Below are 22,483 nucleotides of genomic sequence, written 5' to 3'. Positions count from 1 at the left end.
CACATGCCAATCCATTTACTATCCGGAATTATGGATACATCCTATAAAATACGGACAGTTATTATTTTCGGAATTCTTTATCTATATATCAAAGGTTCTTTGACATCTAATTACAGAATCTAAAATGATTTGGGAAAAGATAACAGATAAAAAAGAGTAAAAAGTGTCAGGTTTGTCAACTTTTCACTTATAAGCAATTTGCAGATAGATTTAGGAACTTCTATAAAAAAGAAAAGGTTGTCATCACGACAACCAATCTTCATTGTTAACCTTAAATCTAATACCATGAAAAACACAGTACAAAGATAATCGATTTTTATGTTATAAAACATGTTTTGATGTTTTTCTTTCAAAAATTAGCAATATTTAACTATACATTACTATCCGGAAGTTCTTTTTGAGCCTTAACTCCCAATTCTTTAAGCATTTCTGCCTGGCGCATCAGATTTCCATTACCTTCTTTTAACTGGGAAAAAGCTTTATCGTACGATTTTTGGGAACGCTCTATATTCTTACCTACATCCTGAAGGGTATCCACAAAGCCTGCAAATTTATCATAGAGAGCAGCGCCCCGCTTGGCAATTTCAATGGCATTACGGCTCTGATACTCCCGTTTCCACAAATCGGAAACGACCTTCAATGACGCAATCAGATTAGTCGGGCTAATCAGCAGGATACGCTTGCGGTAGGCATAATCCCAAAGAGTAGAATCGAGCTGCATTGCCAGGATATATGCAGGTTCGTTAGGAATAAACATCATTACAAAATCGAGTGACTCTACATAGTCCTGATAAGATTTCTGGCTCAGTTCGTCTATATGTTGCTTAATGGATATCACATGCTCTTTTTCCGCTACCAGCTTAATGTCGTCGGACCCTGCCTCCACATACTTGACATAAGCGCTCAGGGACACCTTTGAATCTATAATTATCTTCCGTCCTCCCGGATACACCACAACAACATCAGGTTGCATATACTTGTCCTGTGCATTTCGGACGCGGCTACCATTCTCATCCACAATGAATTCCTGGGTAAAATACTCTTCTCCTTTTTTCAGTCCGGACTTTTCAAGAATAGATTCGAGAATCATCTCACCCCAGTTTCCCTGTATTTTGTTATTACCCTTCAAGGCCTTAGTCAGATTATTGGCGTCTTCACTTATCTGATTGTTAAGGGCGACAAGTTCCCGGATACGCTCTTCCAGAGAAAAACGTTGCTTGGATTCTTTATCATAGGTTTCCTCTACTTTCACTCTAAACTCTACAAGCTTTTCATTCAGAGGCTTCAGGATAGCTTCCATATTCGACCTGTTCATATCCGTAAAGCGAAGCGTTTTCTCTTCCAGTATCTGATTGGCCAGTATCTGGAAATCCTTATTGAGTTGAGCACGGGTATTGAGAAGCTCTTCCTGTTGAAGCCGCAGCTGTTCATCCTTCGATTGTAACAAAACCCTTGTTTCGGCTATTTCGCGGATTTTCTCCATTTGCTCTTTTTGTATGGCATCTTTATCTGCCGACAAACGGTTGATCTCATTCTTCAATTCCTGTTCACGCTGCTTATTTCCTTTCTGCATAAAAAGGATAAGTACAATCGCCAATACTAGTATAATAGAGGCATAAACTAATTCCATACTGATTTGTTTTAAAGAGAGCGAAAGTTATTCAAAATATAGCCTTTAACAAAATTTGCCTCAAAAAACTTGTGAACATTTGCTTTCGAAGATATTTTTGTTGGACAAAACCAAGATGAGAATAATATATAGTAAACGTTTTCCACCAAAAGACTTCGGCGCAATTAATCTGTTCGGGTTAATTATTGTACGCGAGGACTATGGTCCACTGAGTGAGGCAGAAAAGAATCATGAACGGATTCACACCCGGCAAATGCTGGAGATGCTGATCTTTTTATTTTATCTATGCTATATACTTGAATGGCTCATCAGATTGATACAATATAAAAACAGGTTAAGAGCATATGAAAATATTTCATTCGAACGGGAAGCTTATTCCCAGATGTATGATCTATCGTATTTGAAAAGAAGAAAGCTATTTGCTTTCCGTAGTTATTATAAAAAGAAAGAATAGATATGAAACGGTTGATATACTTATTATGCATAGCCCTGATGGGGATATCATGCGTCCGGAGCCAAAACAAAATAAATAATAAAAATATGAATTACAATAAACTAACAGCCGAGGAAGAACGTGTAATTCTCCACAAAGGGACTGAAGCACCCTATACAGGTGAATATATAAATAATAAACGGAAAGGCGTATATGTCTGCAAAAGATGTAATACCCCATTATATAATTCATCAGATAAGTTCGATTCGCATTGCGGATGGCCTTCTTTCGATGACGAAATAAAAGGGGCGGTAAAACGTGTACCTGATGCTGACGGGATGCGTACCGAGATTATATGCAATAATTGCGGGGCACATCTCGGTCATGTATTCCTCAATGAGGGATTCACAGCCAAAGAAACAAGACATTGCGTTAATTCTATTTCTCTAAAATTTATCCCGGAAGAAAATAAAATGATTAAGAAGGCTTATTTCGCCTCAGGTTGTTTTTGGGGCACAGAGTATTATTTTATGAAGGCCAAAGGTGTAGCACATACATCTGTGGGCTTTATGGGGGGGCATGTAGACCACCCGAGTTATGAGCAGGTTTGCCAGAAGAATACAGGACATCTGGAGACGACCGAAGTGGAATATGACACGTCTAAAACCACTTATGAAGACTTGGTGAAGTTATTCTTCGAAACGCATGACTTTACCCAAACAAATGGCCAGGGTCCCGACATAGGTCCGCAATATCTCTCTTGCATATTCTATACGGACGAGAATGAAAAAGAAATAGCGGAGAAGTATATAGAAATACTGGAGGGTAAAGGATATAAGGTTGCCACTATGCTAAAACCACTGTCTACATTCTGGAAAGCAGAGGATTATCATCAGCAATATTATGAGCATAAGGGGACAAAGCCTTATTGCCATGTATATAAAAAAATATTCTGAAAGTAAATACCCTGTATTTTAATATTTTAAGAAATACTTTGATATTTTTCCATATAGTAAATATGGATATTAATAGCTTTAGCATTATTTTTGTCGCTTAACTGAAAAGAATAGAACTATAATATTAAACTAAACTAAATTGTTATGTTAAAGACAATCTTATCCGTTTCCGGTAAACCGGGGTTGTATAAACTTATTTCGAGTGCAAAGAATATGGTCATTGTCGAGTCATTGGTAGATGGCAAGAAAATGCCGATTCATGCACGGGACAAAGTTGTATCCCTTGGAGATATATCTATCTATACCGAAACTGATGACGCCCCGTTAAAAGGCATTCTGGCATCCATCAAACAAAAGGAAAACGGAGAGAAAGCTTCTATCAACACCAGTGCAAAACCGGAGGAATTGAAGAAATACTTTCTTGAGATACTTCCTGACTTTGACAGGGACCGTGTGTATCCAACCGATATCAAGAAGATAATAGGATGGTATAATATCCTTATTAATGCAAATATCGACTTCGAGAAAGAGGAGGAAGTAGTAGAGGAGAAAGCAGATACTGAAACCGAGACTGTAAAATAAAAAGATAAGATTTATCTTTAATTATAGAAATAATAAGACCCGGCTAATATTATAGTCCGGGTCTTATTATTTTCTGCAGATAGAGAAATGACGAGACTGTCTGTATATATAACTTAACAGACAGTCTCCTATTTATAGGAGGCATCGTTTCGCCTTTAATTATTCTATATCAGAAAAGACATAACAAAAAAAGAGAGTAGGAATCCTACTCTCTTTTTCTATATTTCTGACTCAGATTATTGAGCTACGAAAATTGCAACACGGTTCCATGCATTTTCAGCATATGGTTGTACTGTGTCACCTTTCCATTCTACAGTTACACGGTTGCTATCGATGTTGTATTTCTTAATCAACTCGTTTGCTACATTCTTAGCACGTTTTTCAGAAAGTTTTTCATTGATAGAAGGAGTACCTGTTTTCTTGTCTGCATAACCTACAACTTTAACTTTAGCGCTAGGATTATCTTGAAGATATTTAGCTGTGTTAAAGATGCTAACTTCTTGGTTCTTGTCGATATTAGCGCTACCCAGACGGAAGAACACTACGTTAGACACGAATGAACCTTTAGTTGCTTCCGGACATTTAGGGCAATCCTTAACAACTTCTTTGATAACTTCTTTCGCAGGTTGGTTACGAAGTCTGTCGTTTTCCTGACGAAGTTTGTTGATCTGACCATTCAAGTCATCGATAAGACCTTGATCCATCAATAAAGCTTCAGAGAAATCAGTTTTCTTACCTACTTTGAATACCAAGCTGGCAGAAGCAGCCACCAAACCATCATAAGAGTTTGAACCTCCGTGGTTGAAAGCTTCTTTAAGCAACATAGCAGACAAATCGATATCCAAAGCTACTCTGTTAGAGAATTTGAATTTGTTGATGATACCACCGTTGATAGTGAAGTTTCTTTGTTTTCCACCCGGGTGAGTGTTACCATCCAATTTGTAGTCCCAACCGATAGCACCACCGATACCTACATAAGGGATAAGGCTATAAACACGTTTTTCGTTGTACTTTCCTAAATAGTTAGTAACATCCCACATAACATCAGCTTCTACACCGAAATATTTGTTATGGATCATGTCAGTAGCATTGTTTTGGAAATTGTGCAAAGAACCTCCCTGGAATTTCAAACGGCCTCCAATATAAGGGTTGTACCATTTACCAACCTGAATAGTTGGAGCAACTGTAAGACGATTCAGAAAATCTGCATCTTTGTTGTTATCGCCTTGTACAAAATTAGCTCCAGCACCAAGTCCAATAAACCAATTGTCCCAAAAACCGTTACGCGCAAAAGTTGCTTTACGGCCAGCTTTTGTGCTAAATCCACTCTCTTGAGCAGAAATAGTAATAGCCGCAAAAACTAAAACTAAAAGTAAACTTACTTTTTTCATAATCAATCTTTTAAATTATAATTAAACACTATTTATTAATCTACTATATATTTATTGTACCACGAATACATCCGGTTTAAACCTTCTTTTATTTCAACCTTATGTTTCCATCCCAATGAATTCAACTTAGAGACATCTGACAATTTTCTCATAGTTCCATCAGGTTTTTCTGTATTAAACCACAGCTTTCCTGAAAAATCCACTATTTCTTTTATAATATTCGCGACATCTTTTATCGATATTTCAACTCCTGTTCCTACATTAATATGTGTATTTCGGATTTCTTTACCTTCTATAACACTAATTAAGTCTAAAAAGTTTACAGATTCCATTACAAAAACAGTAGCATCAGCCATTTCATCACTCCACAGAAATTCCCGCATTGGTTTTCCTGACCCCCATAACTCAACTTGAACATCATCACCAACTTTCTTAATACCATATTTACTCATAATATTAAGAATCTCTTTTTCTGAAGACTGTCCTGTTATACCTTCTATAGGACGTACGTCAAAATCTTTCCTTATAATATCCCAGGCATTTGCTTCGAGACACTTCCCTAAGTGAATCTTGCGAATCATAGCAGGTAGTACATGTGATGTTTCCAAATTAAAGTTATCATTCGGTCCGTACAGATTTGTAGGCATTACAGCTATAAAATTTGTATTGTACTGAATATTATAACTCTCACACATTTTCAACCCGGCGATTTTCGCTATAGCATATGGTTCGTTTGTATATTCCAAAGGGCCTGTCAGCAGAGCGTTTTCAGACATCGGCTGAAATGCTTCTTTCGGATAAATACAAGAACTGCCCAAAAATACTAATTTTTTCACATTATTTACATATGATTGATGAATAACATTATTCTGGATCATCAAATTTTCATATATAAATTGTCCGCGATATGTATTATTAGCCACTATACCTCCCACTTTAGCCGCTGCTAAAAAGACGTATTCAGGTTTTTCTTTTGTAAAAAAATCGGCAACCGCCGTTTGATTTGTCAGATCAAGTTCTGCATGGGTTTTTAATATAAAATTATTATACCCCTTTTCTTTCAGATTCCTGAGGATGGCAGAACCGACTAAGCCTCTATGTCCGGCTATATATATTTTAGCGTTTTTTTCTATCATTTATTATCCAATCTTTCTCCTTACTCAAAGTAATTCAAAATCCGATATCCTCCATTTTTCAGAAATTCTTCTTTCTTCATCAACTCAATGTCATGCTTTACCATATCCTTACAGAGAGCTCTGAGATCATAAGTTGGCTCCCATCCTAACTTAGTCCTGGCTTTAGTATTATCTCCAATTAATAATTCAACTTCTGTTGGGCGAAAATATGCAGGGTCAACTCCGACAACAGTATCTCCTATTCTTTTCTTAAAAGAAGACAGATACTCTTCACCAACTACTTTAGAAAAAGTGTCATCATTAACATTTACGATATACCCCTCTTCTGCTTCATTCTCTCCTCTAAAATCTACCTCAACCCCTAATTCCGAGAACGACATTTTTATAAAGTCACGGATTGTTGTTGTTACTCCTGTAGAAATTACATAATCATCCGGAGTATCCTGTTGAAGGATAAGGTACATTGCTTTTATATAATCTTTGGCATGCCCCCAATCCCTTTTACTGGACAAGTTCCCCATATAAACTTTCTTTTGGAGCCCTAAGGCGATGCGGGAAACGGCACGGGTAACTTTTCGCGTAACAAAAGTCTCCCCCCTCAATGGAGATTCATGATTAAATAAAATACCATTACTTGCATGCATTCCATAGGCTTCCCGATAGTTTACGGTAATCCAGTAACCATACAACTTGGCAACAGCATAAGGACTTCTTGGATAGAATGGGGTTGTTTCTTTTTGTGGCACTTCTTGTACCAATCCATATAATTCGGATGTTGATGCCTGATATATCCTCGTTTTATCAGTTAAGTTTAACAAACGAACGGCTTCTAACACACGAAGAGTACCAATACCATCCGCATTTGCTGTATATTCCGGGGTATCAAAGCTAACCTTTACATGGCTCATTGCCGCAAGGTTGTATATTTCATCTGGTTGGACATCTCCGATAATACGAGTAAGATTCATACTATCTGTCATGTCTCCGTAATGAAGAATCATATTCCGATTTTCATCATGAGGATCTTGATACAAATGATCTATACGGTCTGTATTAAACAAAGACGACCGTCTTTTAATACCATGGACTGTATACCCCTTTTTTATCAAATATTCAGATAGATATGCTCCATCCTGTCCTGTAACGCCTGTGATGAGTGCAACTTTTTTGCTCATAAAAATTACTTAATAAATACCTTATTAAGATTTACTTTTCAATAATTATTCTTTAACTCTATAAATCTAAGTCTGGTTTCCCAAACAGAACACACAAGCCACAAAGATATAGTTTTTTTAACTAATACAAATAAAAATATCTTTATTTTGGTGAAAAAACTTCATTTTTCTTCTTTCAGGCTAGTACTGAAATCAATATCTGTAATTAAAGCATAGCGTTTTATTACCGCTCCCTTCTCATCTAACAAAAAGAATGTCGGGGTACTCATTATCCCATATCTGACAAAGTTAATACCGGCAAAGCCCTTATAATCACACAGCTTATCAGAATCAGGCCATGGAAAACGCTTTACATCTCCGGCAAATACATCCTTATTGGTATCTGAGGATATAGAAACTATGCGTATGTTTTGTTCCTTTAGTTTTGGATAATCATTTATCAATCGATCAATTTGAGTATGGCAGTTCTCACAATCGGGCTGATAGAAAACTAATAGAGTCCGGCTATACCCGGCTTCTATCAACGACGGCGACAAACCATCCAAAGCCGGAGCGAGCGTTCCTTTGCGAACCTTTGCTAATGCAAATGCATCAAAGATCCTGCCTTGCGGAACAGCTATCCTGCCTGATTCTTCTATATAAGGTACTATAACATCGAATGCATCATCCCATCCGTATTGCTCGGTAATGAGAATTAAATTATTAGCGAGATGCTCAAAAACCTCTTGCGATTTTATCCGTTTCATTAGACGTACCATATCTTCGGCCATCAATTGTCGATCGGGCGTCAATTTAGTTAATCCATCTACAACATTATACCATATACCGCTGGTGTAGAGCTTATCCATATCGAGTTGATTTAACGCATACAAACGGGCATTAGCTTTTTCCATAAGGCTTCCACCCTGAGAGGCCAGCCTGTTCAATTGCTGCATATAACGGACTAATCCAATAAAAGATGAAGCATAGAGAGTTGTATCCTGAGCCGGCCGCGCTCCTTCTTGTATAACAGAATATAAATATTCATTTTCCCGGGAATTTTTGAATATATATTTTTGATCCGGGCCTTGCTCTACGCTAAAGTCTTCATGATTAACAATTATATTTAATGGTCTGACATCTTTTATCTGTAGTGATCCCATACCCTCATAATATTTTTCTTTTTCAGGTATGTTAATTATCACATCACCGGCAAAAGAAAGCATACCTTTTTGGATAGTATCCTGCTTTATACCTTTACTTAAAATAAATGTATATTCCTTATTTGACTGTTCTGGCAGCGATATACTTATTTTTTGAGCACTTAGCACAAAAGGAATTAGATAGCTTAAACACAATATAAATAGCTTTTTCTTCATTATATTTTCATAAAACCAGATCAGACAATATAAGCCCTTATTTATATTTATAATAGTGGGGAGAACAGGCGCATAACCGATTCTTTAAACTTCTCGAATCTCGATCTTTTCTCCCATTCTTCGGCGGACAACAGAGAGGATTGCTCCATGTCCCTGAAGAATATATCCTTTGCTGCATCACAAGTATTTTCATTGTATATAAACGCGTCTATTTCAAAATTATGTTCGAAACTCCGCACATCCATATTCGCTGAACCTGTTATCGTAAGGGAACCGTCAATAACCATTAGTTTCGAATGCAAAAATCCGGCTTCATAGAAAAAGACACTTACTTTTGCGTCCAGTACATCTTTAAGATACGACATAGAGGCAATATGCACGAATGTCGTATCCGAATGCCGGGGAAGCATCAACCTTACATCCACCCCACGCATCGAAGCCATCTGAAGAGCAAGCAATAATGCATCGGTGGGTACAAAATAAGGAGTTTGAATATAAATACATTCCTTAGCGGTGGATATTGCCTGCAAAATACCGAGATGTATATCTTTAAACGGACCTACCGGTCCACTGGTAACAAGTTGTATCAGGTTATCACCTTTACTTTCCAGAACAGGATAATATGTATCGGAGGCCAGAAATTCTTTACGGGAAGAGTACCAGTCTATAAGGAAAGATGTTTGTAATCCGGCTACAGCTTTTCCTTCTATCTTTATATGGCTATCTCGCCAAGTCCCGAAACTTACTCCGTTAATATATCTGTCGGCAATATTCATTCCTCCCACAAATCCTATTTTACCGTCTATAACTACAATTTTTCTGTGATTACGGTAATTTACCCGGCTGGTTAAGAACTTAAATGCTACTTTCAGGAACGGCTGAACTTCAATGCCCTGCCCCTGCATTTCCTTAAAGAAGCGACGCTTGGCCTTCCACGACCCTACATCGTCATATATAAGACGCACCTCTACTCCTTCTGCTGCTTTACGAACAAGGATATCACAGGTTTTTCGGCCTATTTCATCGTCAAGGAAAATATAGTATTGGATATGAATATGTTTCTTCGCTTTTTCCAGTTCCTCGAAGAGAGCGTAAAATTTCGCTATTCCATCCGAATAAAAGGTAACATTGCTACCACCATATAAAGGTGCGCCTTTGAGCCTGTTCAGGAGATTTACCAATCCTCTATGCTCGGCAGGCGGATTCAATGTCTCGAGCAGCTCTTTGCGACCGATAGAACGGCGATTAAGTTTCTTATACATCTTATGGGAGATAAGACGTTGTTTCCGGCTATCCTCCCCGAAGAAATAATAGATAATGAGCCCAACCAACGGTAACAACAACAGAATAAGCACCCACGAAATAGTTTTCAAAGGATTCCTGTTTTCCGAAATGACAATGATCATCGTTCCCAATGCTGTAACAACATACAGGATTTGAAAAATAAGGATCAGATTATCTGCGGCTTCCATTGATTCCATTGGCATACAAATAGCTTATAACACCAAAGTTATAATAAAATATGAGTTTTAGGCATTAACTATTTAAATTTAATCGTTATTGTCAGGGCGCAGATTCAATAATATGCAAGGTTATTTTCTATATTTCCCGTCAGCCTCCTCTTCCATCATATTCAGATATGACTTGTATCGGCTCTCGCTTATGTAATGTTTTTCTACAGCAGCCCTCACCGCACAATCGGGCTCATTGATATGGATACAATTGTGAAAACGGCAGTCTTTCGAAAACCTGAAGATATCGGGGAAGAAATGAAAAATCTCTTCCTTTTCCATATCCACCGTGCCAAAGCCTTTGATACCGGGAGTATCTATGATAAAACCTCCCTGAGATAATTCTATCATTTCGGAAAAAGTGGTCGTATGCATTCCTTTTCCATGATAACCTGATATTGCTCCCGTCTTTAGTCCCGTATCAGGAATGAGGGTATTAATAAGGGTAGATTTACCAACACCCGAGTGCCCAGAAAACAATGTTATTTTCCCTTTTATCTTTTCTTGTAAAGTTTCTATTCCATCTTTTTCTAAAGCCGAGATTCTGAGGCTCGGATAACCTATGTGGTTGTACAGGCCGATCAGAGCTTCCATGTACCCGGTTTCTTCTTCCGTATAAATATCCGTTTTATTGAATATAAGATTCACAGGAACACGGTATGCCTCTGCCGATGCAAGAAAACGGTCGATAAAAACAGTGGATGTCACCGGATGGTTAATGGTAACGATAAGAAAGCACAGGTCGATATTCGCTGCCAAAATATGGGACTGCTTCGACAAATTGGAAGATCGGCGGATAATATAATTCTTCCGGTCTCCGATTTCGGTTATCAGGGCTGTACCTTCGTTGTTTTCAACAATGCTGACCCTGTCCCCTACTGCGATAGGATTGGTACTGCGTATACCTTTAAGACGAAAGTTCCCTTTTATCTTACATTCGATATTCTTCCCGTCGTCAGTGCGAACCAGATACCAGCTACCCGTATTCTTTATTACAAGACCATTCATATACTTAATGTGCCAATGAATTAATATGCCAATGTGCCAATGATGAATAATTGCAGAACTTCATCGGCACATTGGCATATTAGATAATCAGATCATCAGCTTTATACTGTCAATATTTCTTTTTCTTTCAGAGCAAATACATCATCGATTTTCTTAATGTATTTATCGTGAAGTTTCTGCATATCATTTTCCGCATCCTTTGCCATATCTTCTGCAACTCCGTCTTTTACCGACTTTTTGATTGAATCGATAGCATCGCGGCGCGCATTACGGATACTTACTTTTGCTTCCTCTGCCTCTTGTTTGGCTTGTTTTACCAGTTGTTTACGCCGCTCTTCGGTCAAAGGAGGGATAGACAGGCGGATAATCTCCCCGTTATTATCAGGAGTAATACCCACGTCGGAGTTAAGAATAGCTTTCTCAACCTCTTTCAACATTTGTTTTTCCCATGGCTGAATAACGATGGTCCGCGCATCCGGTGTATTAATTGCCGCTACGCCGCTAAGCGGAGTAAGCGAACCATAATATTCAAGTTTTATCCCGTCGAGGATATGAGGATTTGCCTTTCCCGCACGTATACGGGATAGAGTTTCATCAAGAAACTCTACAGAAGCCTGCATTTTATCTTCTGCTTTTTTTCCGATTTGTTTTAGGTCTGTCATAATTTATTTCAAGATTTCAAGATTTCAAGATCAAAGACTTTTGTAACTCGTAACTGTCCGGCAGGGCGAAAGAATAACATTCGCCGAAACGAAAGCGAGGCAAACTTGCTACTAACTACGCATGCACATAAGTGCCTATATTCTCGCCGTTCATCAACCGCTCCAGATTACCCGGAGTATCCATATCGAAGACAACGACAGGCAGGTTATTTTCTTTACACATCACAGTAGCTGTCATATCCATCACTTTCAGCCCGCGAGAATAAACTTCGTCATATGAAATACTTTCGAATTTAACGGCTGACGGGTCTTTCTCCGGATCTGCCGTATATACACCGTCTACGCGCGTCCCCTTGAGCATAACATCGGCTTCAATTTCTATCCCACGCAACGATGAGCCTGTATCAGTGGTAAAGAACGGATTTCCCGTACCACATGATAAAATAACAACTTCGCCGTTTTCCATAGACTCTATTGCTTTCCATTTGCTGTAAATCTCACCGATAGGTTCCATTCGGATAGCGGTCAGCACTCTGGCTTTCTGGCCGATAGCGACCAAAGCCGAGCTTAACGCCAGGCTATTAATGACTGTTGCAAGCATGCCCATCTGGTCGCCTTTCACTCTGTCATAACCTTTCGAAGCCCCACTCAGTCCGCGGAATATATTTCCTCCTCCTATAACAATGCTGATTTGGACACCCATATCAGCGACAGACTTTATCTGCTCTGCATATGAGTTCAACCTGTTAACATCTATACCATATTGCTGGTCTCCCATCAGGGATTCACCACTTAACTTCAGGAGTATTCTTCCGTATTTTGCCATATTTTATTCTTTGTATATGCAAATCTAGCACAATTTACCAAATTATGCGAATCAGTAGTTATATTTTAATGTTTGTTTTTTTCAGCTACGCGCAATCGAAGATTGCTTGTATTACTTTTTTCCTAAGCAAAAAAAGTAATCAAAAATGCTTTAGCGCCGTGCGTCAGCCTTCGCGCATTAGTGACGCAGGTGGGGCACCCAATCCGTTTTGGGTCACCGAGGAGCGAAGCGCTAGCCTTTTGGTTCGTTTTGGGCAATGCCAAAATGAACATTCTGACGAAACGAAGCGTAGTCAATAAAAATAGAACAATTTTATACTACAATATCACTTCAACAACTGATTGGCATAAACTATGAAAAACAAAATCTGCTATTCGGATTTTATTCTTTCAAAACATCAGGACAAACGCACGAGATTTTATCTTTTTTGAGGAAGTTTATCTATAGTATAAAGCTGTTAGAGATTAGCTTTTTTAAATGGTATATTAACAAACAATACCCTCTTTGTAGGCTCCCCTGTGGGGCAGGGCTGTTAAGTTCTCTACTTTGTTCTGTTATTTTCTGCTGTCATCCTGAGTGAAACGAAGGATCCCGACCCTGAGAAACGAGATGTTTCACTCCGTTCAACATGACACAGAGGGTATAAAAAATTAGAACTTAACAGCCCTGCCCTGTGTGGAGGACGAGAGGGGCCAAAACCTTTAACATTATGAAATATAACGACAAAACCGCCGAACGTATCGCAGAAATGATCGAGCAAGACCTTCACGGAGTATCCGAAATCTGCAAAATATTGCAGATAAGCCGTCAAACCTTCTACGAATGGAAAAAGACTAAACCCGAATTTAAGGAAGCAGTGGAAGAAGCATTTATCCGCCGTGATGAAGCACTGGTAGCCAATGCCCGCATCGGGCTGAAACAATTACTGGAAGGGTATGTAACCAAAGAGGAGAAAATTATTTATATGGTCCATCCGGTGACGGGTGAAATGGCAGAAAAATCGCGGATTGTAAAGAAAAAATATTGCCCGCCCTGCCTGCGGGCTATAAAGATGGTATTGGAGAAGGAAGAAAAAAGGAGAGAGCAGCAGCAGTTGGAAAGCAGGGAGAAACGTCCGCTGGTTATCGAGGTACAGGACGGGGAAACCAGACGGCAACTGATGATATTAAAGGAGAACGGTTTCCGTTCGGGCGGCGCGCTCAATCCGGAGATAGTGACTGCCGTGGATAAAGAGTTGGAAGAGGAGAAAAAAGTGAAAAGTGAAGAACGAAAAACGGAAAGTGAAGAACGAAAAGTGAAAAGTGAGCAGGTAGACAAACAGGATAAAGCGGAGGAACAGTCGCCTGTTGTGCAACCGCCTGCCACTCCGGTAGAAAAACCCAAGCCGAAGAATCTTTATCCGTTTCTGCCGCCGGGATATACATCAAGAACGGATTGATTTTTAAGATACAAGTAGACGAGTAAACAAGATACGAAATACAAGTTATTAACTGATGACTGTTGACTGTAAAGTCACTTATGCGATAGCCTAAGCTAACGGCTGATAGCTATCAGCTAAAAGCTGAAATATGTGTTACCTTTTAACAGTTAGGGGTTACAAGATACTCTATTTTGTTTCACGTAAAGACGCAAAGGCGCGAAGTTTTTACAAGCTATGGATTGTTAACTAATGACTGTTAACTGTAAAAGCTGTTAACTGAAAAGTGTCAGATTTGTCAGGTTTTAACAAGTAGTAAGTTTTAAGTAATAAGTTGATAGCTATAAGAGATACGGGTAGACAAGTAAACAAGATACGAGGTGTTAACTGTTAACTGATGACTGTTAACTGAAAAGCCATTTGCCTTGTTCAAAATATGCTGATTTGATAATATTTAGCTATTTTTGTTTTCAAGAATACCTGAAATGCGAATAAAAAAAATATGAATTATGGTTATAAAAGGTTTGATTCTTCTGGTTATTACTCTTTTGTCAGGTTTGTTTATGATAGTGGCTATATTCTGGGCCATCGTAAAATGGAGTAATAAAAAAAGCCGTGACACGGGCTGCCTGTTGGCTATTCTTTTCTTTATACTTGCTGTTTTCTGCGGAGTATATCTGGTATATAAAGGGGTTAATACCGTCGTTGAGAAGGTACCCGAAATAAAAGAACAGGCCATAGAATCTATTGCCGATGCATATACAATGTATTACGGTGATTCTCCTTATATGAACAGCCTGAAAGCGATGCAGCCTGCGGATTCTATCATCCCCGAAACATATTTTACCTATGCCGGATTCAGGGATAGCTATCGTATTCCGCTGATATATCCTTATTCTATAAATGCCATAGATGATATGGAATACGGGACTCTGGATGATGAAAGCGGTATAAAAAATATAGTCAAAGAAACAAACAAGGCTAAAAATGTACTTTCCAACATCACGTTTTTTGCTTTTGATAAGAATATGCTGCTGGCAAAAACAGTATCGTATTCTAAGACTGAAATAAAATATGTCATATTCCATTTTGCGACAAAACAGGCTGAAGTATTCGATAATGAAGTGGATATGAAGAGGAAAGCGGAAGAGGCCGGTTTTGATATGACAAAATCCATGGAAAGGATGAGCACATATTATTATAACTTGTTTTGAGAATGAGTACATTTGCATCTACTTTAAAGAAACCGATATGAAAAAACTTTGGTTTATACCTATAATCCTATCAACAATAACTATGTGCAGTAACAAACCGAAAGAACCAGTGGTACTATTACAGACCAGCTATGGCAATATAAAAATCAAGCTGTACAATGAAACTCCTGTACATCGTGATAATTTTCTTAAACTGGCTGAGGAAGGTTTCTATAAAGACCTGACATTTCACCGGGTAATAAAGGATTTTATGATTCAGGGAGGAGATCCCAAAACCCGGAATATAGCCGATGGCGATACCATCCCCGAAGATAAAACAATGGGAGATACTATCCCTTCCGAAATAAAATTTCCTCTACATTATCATAAACGGGGAGCCTTGGGCGCAGCCCGCTGGGGTGACGCCGAAAACCCGACAAAAGCTTCTGATGCTTCACAGTTTTATATCGTCACCGGGGAACTTGCTTTCGACAATAAACTGAACGAACTGGAAAAAGTACGGTTCGAACGGCTGAAACAAAGTATTTATAATGGCATCCAGTCTGCCAACATGGATACAATAAAGGCTCTGTATAAGGAAGGAAACCGTTCTGCTATAACAGAATTAAGAAGTAAGATGCTCTCTGAAGCAGAAGAACAGGCAAATGCCCGGAAACCGGAAACAGTATACACCGACGAGCAGCGCGAATATTATAAAACCAGAGGAGGAGCGCCGCATCTGGATAATGCATATACCGTCTTTGGTGAAGTGATCGAAGGTATGGATGTAGTGGACAAAATACAAAATGTGAAAACAAATGAGAAGGATAAACCTCTGAAAGGTATCCTTATGAATGTCATAGTATTGGAAAAATAAAGCTGTTGGCCTTGTTGGCTTAACAACTCAACATATAGCTAAACATTGGAGATTACCTGAACATGAAAGAAAGCAAAGAGTTTATTCTTCAAAGAGATATAATCACCGAAACCGTAGGTGAAGGTGTTACCAGGCAAATACTGGGATATAATGACGAACTGATGCTGGTCAAAGTATCTTTCGAAAAAGGAAGCATTGGCGATATGCATAGCCATCCGCATGTACAATCATCATATATAGAAAGTGGCAGATTTGAAGTCACCATAGATGGGAAAAAGCAGGAACTGGTGAAGGGTGACGGCTTTTATGTGCCTTCGGGAGCAGTACACGGACTTATCTGTCAGGAAAAAGGTGCGGTCATAGATGCATTTTCTCCCGTGAGAAAAGATTTTATATAAGATAATCTACAAACTACGATAATGAACAATAAAACTGATGACAAAGCCTGGAAAGTATTAAATAGTGAATATCTTTTTCAGGAACCTTGGCTTACAGTCCGGCGCGAGCATATACAACTGCCGAACGGAAATGAAATCCCCGATTACTACCTGCTCGACTACCCTGATTGGGTAAACATTATAGCCATCACAAAGGACAAGGAATTTATTCTTGTACGCCAATACAGGCACGGACTCGGATACACGTCTATGGAATTATGCGCGGGAGTAGCTGAAAAGTATGACCCTTCCTTTGAGGTTTCTGCGCAACGGGAGTTGCTTGAAGAAACAGGATATGGTAAGGGTAACTGGACGAAATATATGGAAATATCAGTCAATCCGGGAACGCATACCAATATGACTCATTGTTTTCTTGCTACCGATGTAGAAAAGATTTCGGAGCAGAATCTGGAAGCTACCGAGGATATATCTGTACATTTGCTATCTGCAGATGAACTTGTATCGTTATTAAAAAAGGATGGTATCAAGCAGTCTGTCCAGGCTGCGCCGCTATGGAGATATATAGCTGAAAATCATTTGATTTGAAGTAATACACTTCTCCGTAATAAAAGTCGAAAGCACAAATATCGGGGTCTTCAAAATTGTCGAATCCAGAATGAAGCATTCTAAATTCGTCCCCAAATCTATACCGCACAGTGTCATGAAGAAAATCGAAGAATTGGATAGAAAACAGTTCTTCCGAATAGAGAACTTCCATATCGACCTCTTTTTATTCAGTTATTTCACAGGAGAGATTGCAATATAGGTATCCCGTATCCTTATTGTGATAACTAGATGATTATAGATGATTTACCAATTAGTAAAAACAGTGATAAATCACTATTTTACTATGGTCTTTTTTACCATATATTTACATTTCTATTCCATTAAGTAATTTAAAACATGTATTGTCGCATTATTGTATTTCAGGTTACTGAGTGTTCCAGTTATTATAATTAATACAAACCATTGTTAATCTTAAATTTAAACACATGAAATTAAAAACCAAAACAAAGAATGGAAGACAAAAAAAGTGTCTTCCCGTGAGACTCATGAAAGTTTGTTTAACATTCTTCATCACTGGTTTTATGGCTGCATGGCCTTCCGCGGTACTACCGGCCGAAGGGACAGGTCTGACTTCAGTGAAAGATGTACGTCAAAACCCGGTTACGGCCTCCGGAACCATAAAGGATTCCAGTGGTGAACCCCTGCCGGGGGTATCCATTAAAGAAAAAGGGACTACAAACGGAACGATAGCCGATACAGATGGAACGTTTTTCTTAAAAGTAACTGCCGACGCCATATTGGAAATCTCCTTCATGGGCTTTGTAAAACAGGATATTAAAGCCGGTATAGGTTTGAATATCATTCTGGAAGAACAGGACAATATCCTTGATGATGTCGTGGTTACGGCTCTCGGAATCAAACGTTCGGAAAAAGCTCTTGGGTATTCGGCGCAAAATATCAAAGGGGATGAATTGACAGCGGTAAAAGGAGCAAATATCGCGACCTCTCTTAGTGGAAAAATCGCTGGCGTAACCATACTCAACAAAAATGAATTCAACTCGGCGCCGGCCATACTTTTACGCGGAGAGAAGCCTTTGATCGTTATCGATGGTATCCCTTTCGAAAATACAGGTCTGGGAGAATTATCCGCCGATGATATCGAATCATTAACGGTTTTGAAGGGTGCGACAGCATCGGCTCTCTATGGAGAAAAAGGAGCTTCCGGCGCTATTATGGTAACGACTAAAAGAGGAAGTAAAGAAGGGCTTAGTGTCAATGTAAACAGCAACACCATGTTTAATCTGGGATATTTGGTTATTCCCGAGGTACAATCCTCTTATAGCAGCGGATCAGGAGGTAAATACCTGCAAGGAAAGAGTGAATACATCTGGGGTGACAAACTGGATATAGGAAGAACTGCTGTCCAGTACAATCCGCAAACTTATCAATGGGAAGAAATGCCCTTGGTATCGAAGGGGAAAGATAATTTCAAAAACTTCCTCGAAACATCTTTTATAACCAATAATAATATAAATGTCGCTTACAAAGCAAAAAATGGAAGCGTAAGAACTTCATTCACACACATCTATAATAAAGGCCAGTTTCCCGGTAACAAGATAAATAAATTCAACTATTCCGTAGCCGGGGATATGAAAGCGGGTAAGTTTTCATTAGACGCGTCCATCACCTATAACGGAAGCTACACTCCTCAATATTTAGGTTCGGGCTACAGCGGTCAGGGGTATATGTATAACCTAGTCGTATGGACAGGTACAGATTTCGACCTGCGTGAATTCAAAAATTACTGGAAGAAAGGCAAGGAAAATATAGAGCAAAACTGGCTTTACGATGCCGACTACAACAATCCATATTTATTAGCCAATGAAGTTGTCCGCTCCGAAATGGAAAATAAAGCTAACGGGCAACTAACAGCTAACTACCAATTTACCGATTGGTTAAAAGCTACAGCCAGAATCGGGTCTGACTTCTATACGGAGAAGTTTGAAGCAAAAACACCCCTTGATGTCCGGAACAGTTGGAAAGGAGCATATAGCGTGAATAACAACAGAGGATATAGTGTAACAGGTGACGGAATGCTGCTTGCCGATAAAACTTTTGCGGATTTTAATGTAGGAGGGCTTATAGGAACAGGTATAAACTATTATCACAAGGACTGGGCTTCGAGCAATACCAATGGCGGTTTGATTGTTCCGGGATTCTATTCGCTCAAGTCATCCAAAGATCTTCCCGGAACCAGCAGCTCTATACAAAAAAAACAGGTAAACAGCTTATACGGAAAAATAGATATGTCATGGAAAAGTATTCTGTTCCTCGAAGTAACAGGCCGGAATGACTGGGTTTCGACATTGGAAGAGTCCGAACGCTCGTATTTTTACCCATCTGTTTCAGGAAGTGCAATTTTATCCGAACTGATCAAATTGCCGGAATGGTTCAGCTTTCTAAAACTGAGAAGCTCCTGGACTGTAAGCAAGAAACCGGCAAGTGTGTATGCAATCAATAAAGTGTATAATATTAACCAAAATACGTGGGACGGACAAAGCTCGGCTTACTATCCTACCACCATACGGGATGTTGCTCTCCGTCCCGAAACTAAAAAAACATTCGAAGTAGGTACCATACTCCACTTCTTTAAAAACCGGTTGAAATTCGATCTGGCTTATTACAGACAATTACAATACGATATACAACGCAGCGCAACCCTTAGTTATGCTTCGGGTTTTAACAGTACACTGATTAATTACGGTGAAGAACGCGAGAAAAAGGGATGGGAATTAACTCTATCGGGAGACGTGATCGACAGTAAAAACCTGAAGTGGACCGCAACAGCCAATTGGGGACGCGACCGTTATTTCTATCATAAGATTGATGATACTTATTCGACAGACAGGCCATGGGTTGAATCCGGACAACGTTGGGACTGGTTCGAAGTATATGACTGGGAAAGGGACCCCGAAGGTAATATCATTCATAGCGGAGGTATGCCGGTCTTGAGTAAATATCCGACAAATGCAGGATTCGAACGTGCCGACTGGGTCTGGGGTTTTAACAACCATATCAGTTACAAGAACTTCACTCTCGACTTCTCTATTGACGGGCGTGTGGGAGGTAAGGCCTATAACCGTTTGGAACAGTCCATGTGGAACTCGGGAACACATCCCGGCAGTGATAACCAATGGAGATACGATGAAGTTGTTAACGGAAAAACAAACTACATAGGACAAGGTGTAAAAGTCGTTTCAGGATCGGTGAAGTATGATTCATATGGAAATATACTGGAAGACAACCGTGTTTTTGCCCCAAATGATATAGAAGTATCGTACGAAGCTTATACCAAGCAGTATCATCCGTGGAACGGCAGTACAAGAAGTCAGAACATTCAGGATCTCACATTCCTCAAACTGCGTGAAATAGCTGTCGGATATAAGATACCGAATTCTGTCCTGAGCAAGACCGGACTCAAGAATGCGCATATTTCTTTGGTAGGGCAAAACCTTTTTTTCTGGGCGAAAGAATTTAAGTACGCTGATCCTGACGGTATTTATGAAAACGGGTATAATTACGAAAAGGAAGCTCTCAATGCACCAGCTATGCGTTATGTCGGTTTTAATTTGAAGTTTGATTTTTAAAATATTAAAACAATGAAACAAGTAAAAATATATATATCTGTTATTTTATCAGTTATACTGTTAAATGCATGTTCCGACTTTGATGAAATCAATGAAAACCCTGATACACCAACAACAGTTCCCGCATCTATGCTGGCTACTTATATCGTAAAAAGTATGGTTGAAAAAGGAGGGAATAAAACCTTTATCAATGACGGAGTGCTCATTAAGCAGATTACCTGGAACGAAGGAGTGTCGGACCTGCAATATAATAATCTGGGCAGATGGGGACTGGACAATTTTACGATTATTGTAAACTGTAACGATATGGTATCGAAAACTCCTGAAAATAAACTGAAAGGATACGAGGGACTGGCTCATTTTGCCAAAGCATATACGTTGTATTATGCGTCTCTCAATTTAGGGGATATTCCATATGCCGGAGTCGGATTTGGTGAAATTGGTAATGTAAAGCCCAAATATGATATGCAAAAAGATGTTATGCTGGCGATACTCGACGATTTGGACAAGGCTTATACCTCTTTTTCGGAAGCAGAGAAAACAGCTTTCGACGGCGATATCATATTCAAAGGAGATAAAGAGAGCTGGAAGAAGGTGATTACGGCTTTTCATCTGAAGGTATTGATAAACCTTTCGAAAAAAGAAAGTGATACTGATCTCAACATTAAATCACGTTTTGCCGACATTGTTAAGAACAAATCTCTGATGCAGTCGAATAAAGATAATTTTCAGCTGACTTACAAAGATCAGTCGGGTATGCGTTATCCATTTAACGATTTAACGACCAATCAATGTAAATATGCTATGCTGTCGTCCGTTCTTGTCGATATACTGAAAAAGTATGAAGATTACCGGTTGTTCTATTTTGGTGAACCTTCGGCTGCTAAGATAAAAGAGGGCATTACGAGCGACAATTACGATGCATATATAGGGGTGGATCCTTCCATTCCTTTCGGCGAAGTATCAAAAGCTCACGGAGCTAAACTCTATTGCTCCCCTAACCTGCGTTATACATCTACCGAACATCCGGTAGGGGAACCTATGGTAAAAATAGGATATGGGGAGCAGCAATTGATTCTGGCGGAGGCTTGCCTTCGCGGATGGATTACGGGGAATGTTTCGGATTACTTTAAAGAAGGTATCAAAGCCAATATGGGTTTTGTACGCGATATTACTCCCGAAAAATATGCGCATAACCGGGTTATTACCGATACTTATATTTCATCCTATATAGATAATCCCGAACTTCAATTATCCGGAAGTTTTGATTCTAAGCTCAACAAGATAATTGAACAAAAATATGTAGCATACTTTTTACAACATGCTTATGAGGCTTACTATGATTACAGGAGAACGGGTTATCCTGTATTACCCATAAATCCCGGAACAAGTATGAATTCGACTGCGCCGGATAAAATTCCCGTCCGATACAGATATTCGGCCGATGAATATTCATATAACAGGGAAAATCTGGAAGAAGCCATCAAACGTCAGTATAATGACAATGACAATAACAATGAGTTAATGTGGATTCTTAAATAGGAATATTCCGGAGATACCGTTTGAGTAATTCAAACACTATATGGATATTCTCTCTTTTTTCCTGATTAAAAACTTTATACTTTGATTTTAGTGTGAAGAGAGAAAAAACAAATAATAAATTGGAGCAGAGATGAAGTAAGGCTGATATGCGTATTCAAATTCGCAGAAAACCGTTGAGAATTTTGTAGCCGGTTT

19 protein-coding genes are annotated in these 22,483 nt (G+C 39.0%); 10 read left to right on the top strand and 9 right to left on the bottom strand.

Going from position 1 to position 22,483, the window contains the following annotated elements; translation table 11 throughout:
• Positions 1–370: 370 nt before the first annotated feature.
• A complete protein-coding gene (locus B3317_RS01465; RefSeq protein ID WP_291107800.1) occupies positions 371–1,630 on the bottom strand; it encodes a DNA recombination protein RmuC in 1,260 nt (419 codons plus the stop codon).
• Between the two features lie 115 nt (positions 1,631–1,745).
• On the opposite strand from B3317_RS01465, the gene B3317_RS01460 reads away from it, so the two are divergent.
• The 3 genes from B3317_RS01460 to B3317_RS01450 all read left to right on the top strand — a co-directional run bounded on the left by B3317_RS01460 (position 1,746) and on the right by B3317_RS01450 (position 3,601).
• A complete protein-coding gene (locus B3317_RS01460) occupies positions 1,746–2,084 on the top strand; it encodes a hypothetical protein (RefSeq protein WP_291107797.1) in 339 nt (112 codons plus the stop codon).
• 2 nt (positions 2,085–2,086) lie between these two features.
• On the top strand, positions 2,087–3,019 hold the full coding sequence (locus tag B3317_RS01455; RefSeq protein ID WP_291107794.1) for a bifunctional methionine sulfoxide reductase B/A protein: 933 nt from the start codon (positions 2,087–2,089) through the stop codon (positions 3,017–3,019).
• A 144-nt stretch (positions 3,020–3,163) separates the two neighbouring features.
• On the top strand, positions 3,164–3,601 hold the full coding sequence (locus tag B3317_RS01450; RefSeq protein ID WP_291107792.1) for a DUF5606 domain-containing protein: 438 nt from the start codon (positions 3,164–3,166) through the stop codon (positions 3,599–3,601).
• 236 nt (positions 3,602–3,837) lie between these two features.
• Here B3317_RS01450 and B3317_RS01445 read toward each other — a convergent pair whose 3' ends face one another.
• The 8 genes from B3317_RS01445 to pyrH form a co-directional block, all read right to left on the bottom strand.
• Entirely contained in the window at positions 3,838–4,992 is a 1,155-nt protein-coding gene (locus tag B3317_RS01445) for an OmpA family protein (protein WP_291107789.1), read from the bottom strand.
• Between the two features lie 35 nt (positions 4,993–5,027).
• Positions 5,028–6,128, bottom strand: coding sequence for a GDP-L-fucose synthase family protein (locus tag B3317_RS01440; protein ID WP_291107787.1), 1,101 nt, complete (start codon positions 6,126–6,128; stop codon positions 5,028–5,030).
• 20 nt (positions 6,129–6,148) lie between these two features.
• Positions 6,149–7,303 carry a GDP-mannose 4,6-dehydratase gene (gene gmd / locus B3317_RS01435; RefSeq protein WP_291107785.1) on the bottom strand — a complete coding sequence of 385 codons (1,155 nt, stop codon included), beginning with the start codon at positions 7,301–7,303 and terminating at the stop codon, positions 6,149–6,151.
• Between the two features lie 161 nt (positions 7,304–7,464).
• A complete protein-coding gene (locus B3317_RS01430; RefSeq protein ID WP_291107782.1) occupies positions 7,465–8,508 on the bottom strand; it encodes a peroxiredoxin family protein in 1,044 nt (347 codons plus the stop codon).
• A 200-nt stretch (positions 8,509–8,708) separates the two neighbouring features.
• Positions 8,709–10,142 carry a cardiolipin synthase gene (cls, locus tag B3317_RS01425; RefSeq protein ID WP_291108474.1) on the bottom strand — a complete coding sequence of 478 codons (1,434 nt, stop codon included), beginning with the start codon at positions 10,140–10,142 and terminating at the stop codon, positions 8,709–8,711.
• Positions 10,143–10,253: 111 nt separating this feature from the next.
• Positions 10,254–11,180 carry a ribosome small subunit-dependent GTPase A gene (gene rsgA / locus B3317_RS01420; protein WP_291107779.1) on the bottom strand — a complete coding sequence of 309 codons (927 nt, stop codon included), beginning with the start codon at positions 11,178–11,180 and terminating at the stop codon, positions 10,254–10,256.
• A 101-nt stretch (positions 11,181–11,281) separates the two neighbouring features.
• A complete protein-coding gene (gene frr, locus B3317_RS01415) occupies positions 11,282–11,842 on the bottom strand; it encodes a ribosome recycling factor (RefSeq protein ID WP_291107776.1) in 561 nt (186 codons plus the stop codon).
• 115 nt (positions 11,843–11,957) lie between these two features.
• The gene (pyrH, locus tag B3317_RS01410) at positions 11,958–12,668 is read right to left on the bottom strand and encodes a UMP kinase (RefSeq protein WP_291107772.1); all 711 of its coding nucleotides are present in this window, start codon (positions 12,666–12,668) and stop codon (positions 11,958–11,960) included.
• 709 nt (positions 12,669–13,377) lie between these two features.
• Here pyrH and B3317_RS01405 point away from each other — a divergent pair.
• From B3317_RS01405 to B3317_RS01375, 7 genes are all read left to right on the top strand, one after another.
• A complete protein-coding gene (locus tag B3317_RS01405) occupies positions 13,378–14,106 on the top strand; it encodes a phBC6A51 family helix-turn-helix protein (RefSeq protein WP_291107769.1) in 729 nt (242 codons plus the stop codon).
• Between the two features lie 488 nt (positions 14,107–14,594).
• A complete protein-coding gene (locus tag B3317_RS01400; RefSeq protein ID WP_291107767.1) occupies positions 14,595–15,299 on the top strand; it encodes a hypothetical protein in 705 nt (234 codons plus the stop codon).
• Positions 15,300–15,336: 37 nt separating this feature from the next.
• A complete protein-coding gene (locus tag B3317_RS01395; protein WP_414647409.1) occupies positions 15,337–16,155 on the top strand; it encodes a peptidylprolyl isomerase in 819 nt (272 codons plus the stop codon).
• 62 nt (positions 16,156–16,217) lie between these two features.
• Positions 16,218–16,553: a cupin domain-containing protein gene (locus B3317_RS01390; protein ID WP_291107764.1), complete on the top strand. Its 336-nt coding sequence runs from the start codon at positions 16,218–16,220 to the stop codon at positions 16,551–16,553.
• A 21-nt stretch (positions 16,554–16,574) separates the two neighbouring features.
• Positions 16,575–17,138 carry an NUDIX hydrolase gene (locus B3317_RS01385; RefSeq protein WP_291107762.1) on the top strand — a complete coding sequence of 188 codons (564 nt, stop codon included), beginning with the start codon at positions 16,575–16,577 and terminating at the stop codon, positions 17,136–17,138.
• Between the two features lie 506 nt (positions 17,139–17,644).
• Positions 17,645–20,746, top strand: coding sequence for a SusC/RagA family TonB-linked outer membrane protein (locus B3317_RS01380; RefSeq protein WP_291107760.1), 3,102 nt, complete (start codon positions 17,645–17,647; stop codon positions 20,744–20,746).
• A gap of 12 nt (positions 20,747–20,758) precedes the next feature.
• A complete protein-coding gene (locus tag B3317_RS01375) occupies positions 20,759–22,288 on the top strand; it encodes a SusD/RagB family nutrient-binding outer membrane lipoprotein (protein WP_291107757.1) in 1,530 nt (509 codons plus the stop codon).
• The last annotated feature ends 195 nt before the right edge of the window (positions 22,289–22,483 follow it).

It is taken from the genome of Dysgonomonas sp. UBA7710 (assembly GCF_002482385.1).
GTDB lineage: Bacteria > Bacteroidota > Bacteroidia > Bacteroidales > Dysgonomonadaceae > Dysgonomonas.
Note: the sequence above shows the minus strand (reverse complement) of the source record. Positions and strands in the feature narration are given on the sequence as shown.

What these genes read in the sequence shown, in the direction of transcription:
- B3317_RS01465 (WP_291107800.1), bottom strand. Translation starts at nt 1,630, where the DNA reads ATGGAATTAGTTTATGCCTCTATTATACTAGTATTGGCGATTGTACTT.
- B3317_RS01460 (WP_291107797.1), top strand. Translation starts at nt 1,746, where the DNA reads ATGAGAATAATATATAGTAAACGTTTTCCACCAAAAGACTTCGGCGCA.
- B3317_RS01455 (WP_291107794.1), top strand. Translation starts at nt 2,087, where the DNA reads ATGAAACGGTTGATATACTTATTATGCATAGCCCTGATGGGGATATCA.
- B3317_RS01450 (WP_291107792.1), top strand. Translation starts at nt 3,164, where the DNA reads ATGTTAAAGACAATCTTATCCGTTTCCGGTAAACCGGGGTTGTATAAA.
- B3317_RS01445 (WP_291107789.1), bottom strand. Translation starts at nt 4,992, where the DNA reads ATGAAAAAAGTAAGTTTACTTTTAGTTTTAGTTTTTGCGGCTATTACT.
- B3317_RS01440 (WP_291107787.1), bottom strand. Translation starts at nt 6,128, where the DNA reads ATGATAGAAAAAAACGCTAAAATATATATAGCCGGACATAGAGGCTTA.
- gmd (WP_291107785.1), bottom strand. Translation starts at nt 7,303, where the DNA reads ATGAGCAAAAAAGTTGCACTCATCACAGGCGTTACAGGACAGGATGGA.
- B3317_RS01430 (WP_291107782.1), bottom strand. Translation starts at nt 8,508, where the DNA reads ATGCTTTCTTTTGCCGGTGATGTGATAATTAACATACCTGAAAAAGAA.
- cls (WP_291108474.1), bottom strand. Translation starts at nt 10,142, where the DNA reads ATGGAATCAATGGAAGCCGCAGATAATCTGATCCTTATTTTTCAAATC.
- rsgA (WP_291107779.1), bottom strand. Translation starts at nt 11,180, where the DNA reads ATGAATGGTCTTGTAATAAAGAATACGGGTAGCTGGTATCTGGTTCGC.
- frr (WP_291107776.1), bottom strand. Translation starts at nt 11,842, where the DNA reads ATGACAGACCTAAAACAAATCGGAAAAAAAGCAGAAGATAAAATGCAG.
- pyrH (WP_291107772.1), bottom strand. Translation starts at nt 12,668, where the DNA reads ATGGCAAAATACGGAAGAATACTCCTGAAGTTAAGTGGTGAATCCCTG.
- B3317_RS01405 (WP_291107769.1), top strand. Translation starts at nt 13,378, where the DNA reads ATGAAATATAACGACAAAACCGCCGAACGTATCGCAGAAATGATCGAG.
- B3317_RS01400 (WP_291107767.1), top strand. Translation starts at nt 14,595, where the DNA reads ATGGTTATAAAAGGTTTGATTCTTCTGGTTATTACTCTTTTGTCAGGT.
- B3317_RS01395 (WP_414647409.1), top strand. Translation starts at nt 15,337, where the DNA reads ATGAAAAAACTTTGGTTTATACCTATAATCCTATCAACAATAACTATG.
- B3317_RS01390 (WP_291107764.1), top strand. Translation starts at nt 16,218, where the DNA reads ATGAAAGAAAGCAAAGAGTTTATTCTTCAAAGAGATATAATCACCGAA.
- B3317_RS01385 (WP_291107762.1), top strand. Translation starts at nt 16,575, where the DNA reads ATGAACAATAAAACTGATGACAAAGCCTGGAAAGTATTAAATAGTGAA.
- B3317_RS01380 (WP_291107760.1), top strand. Translation starts at nt 17,645, where the DNA reads ATGAAAGTTTGTTTAACATTCTTCATCACTGGTTTTATGGCTGCATGG.
- B3317_RS01375 (WP_291107757.1), top strand. Translation starts at nt 20,759, where the DNA reads ATGAAACAAGTAAAAATATATATATCTGTTATTTTATCAGTTATACTG.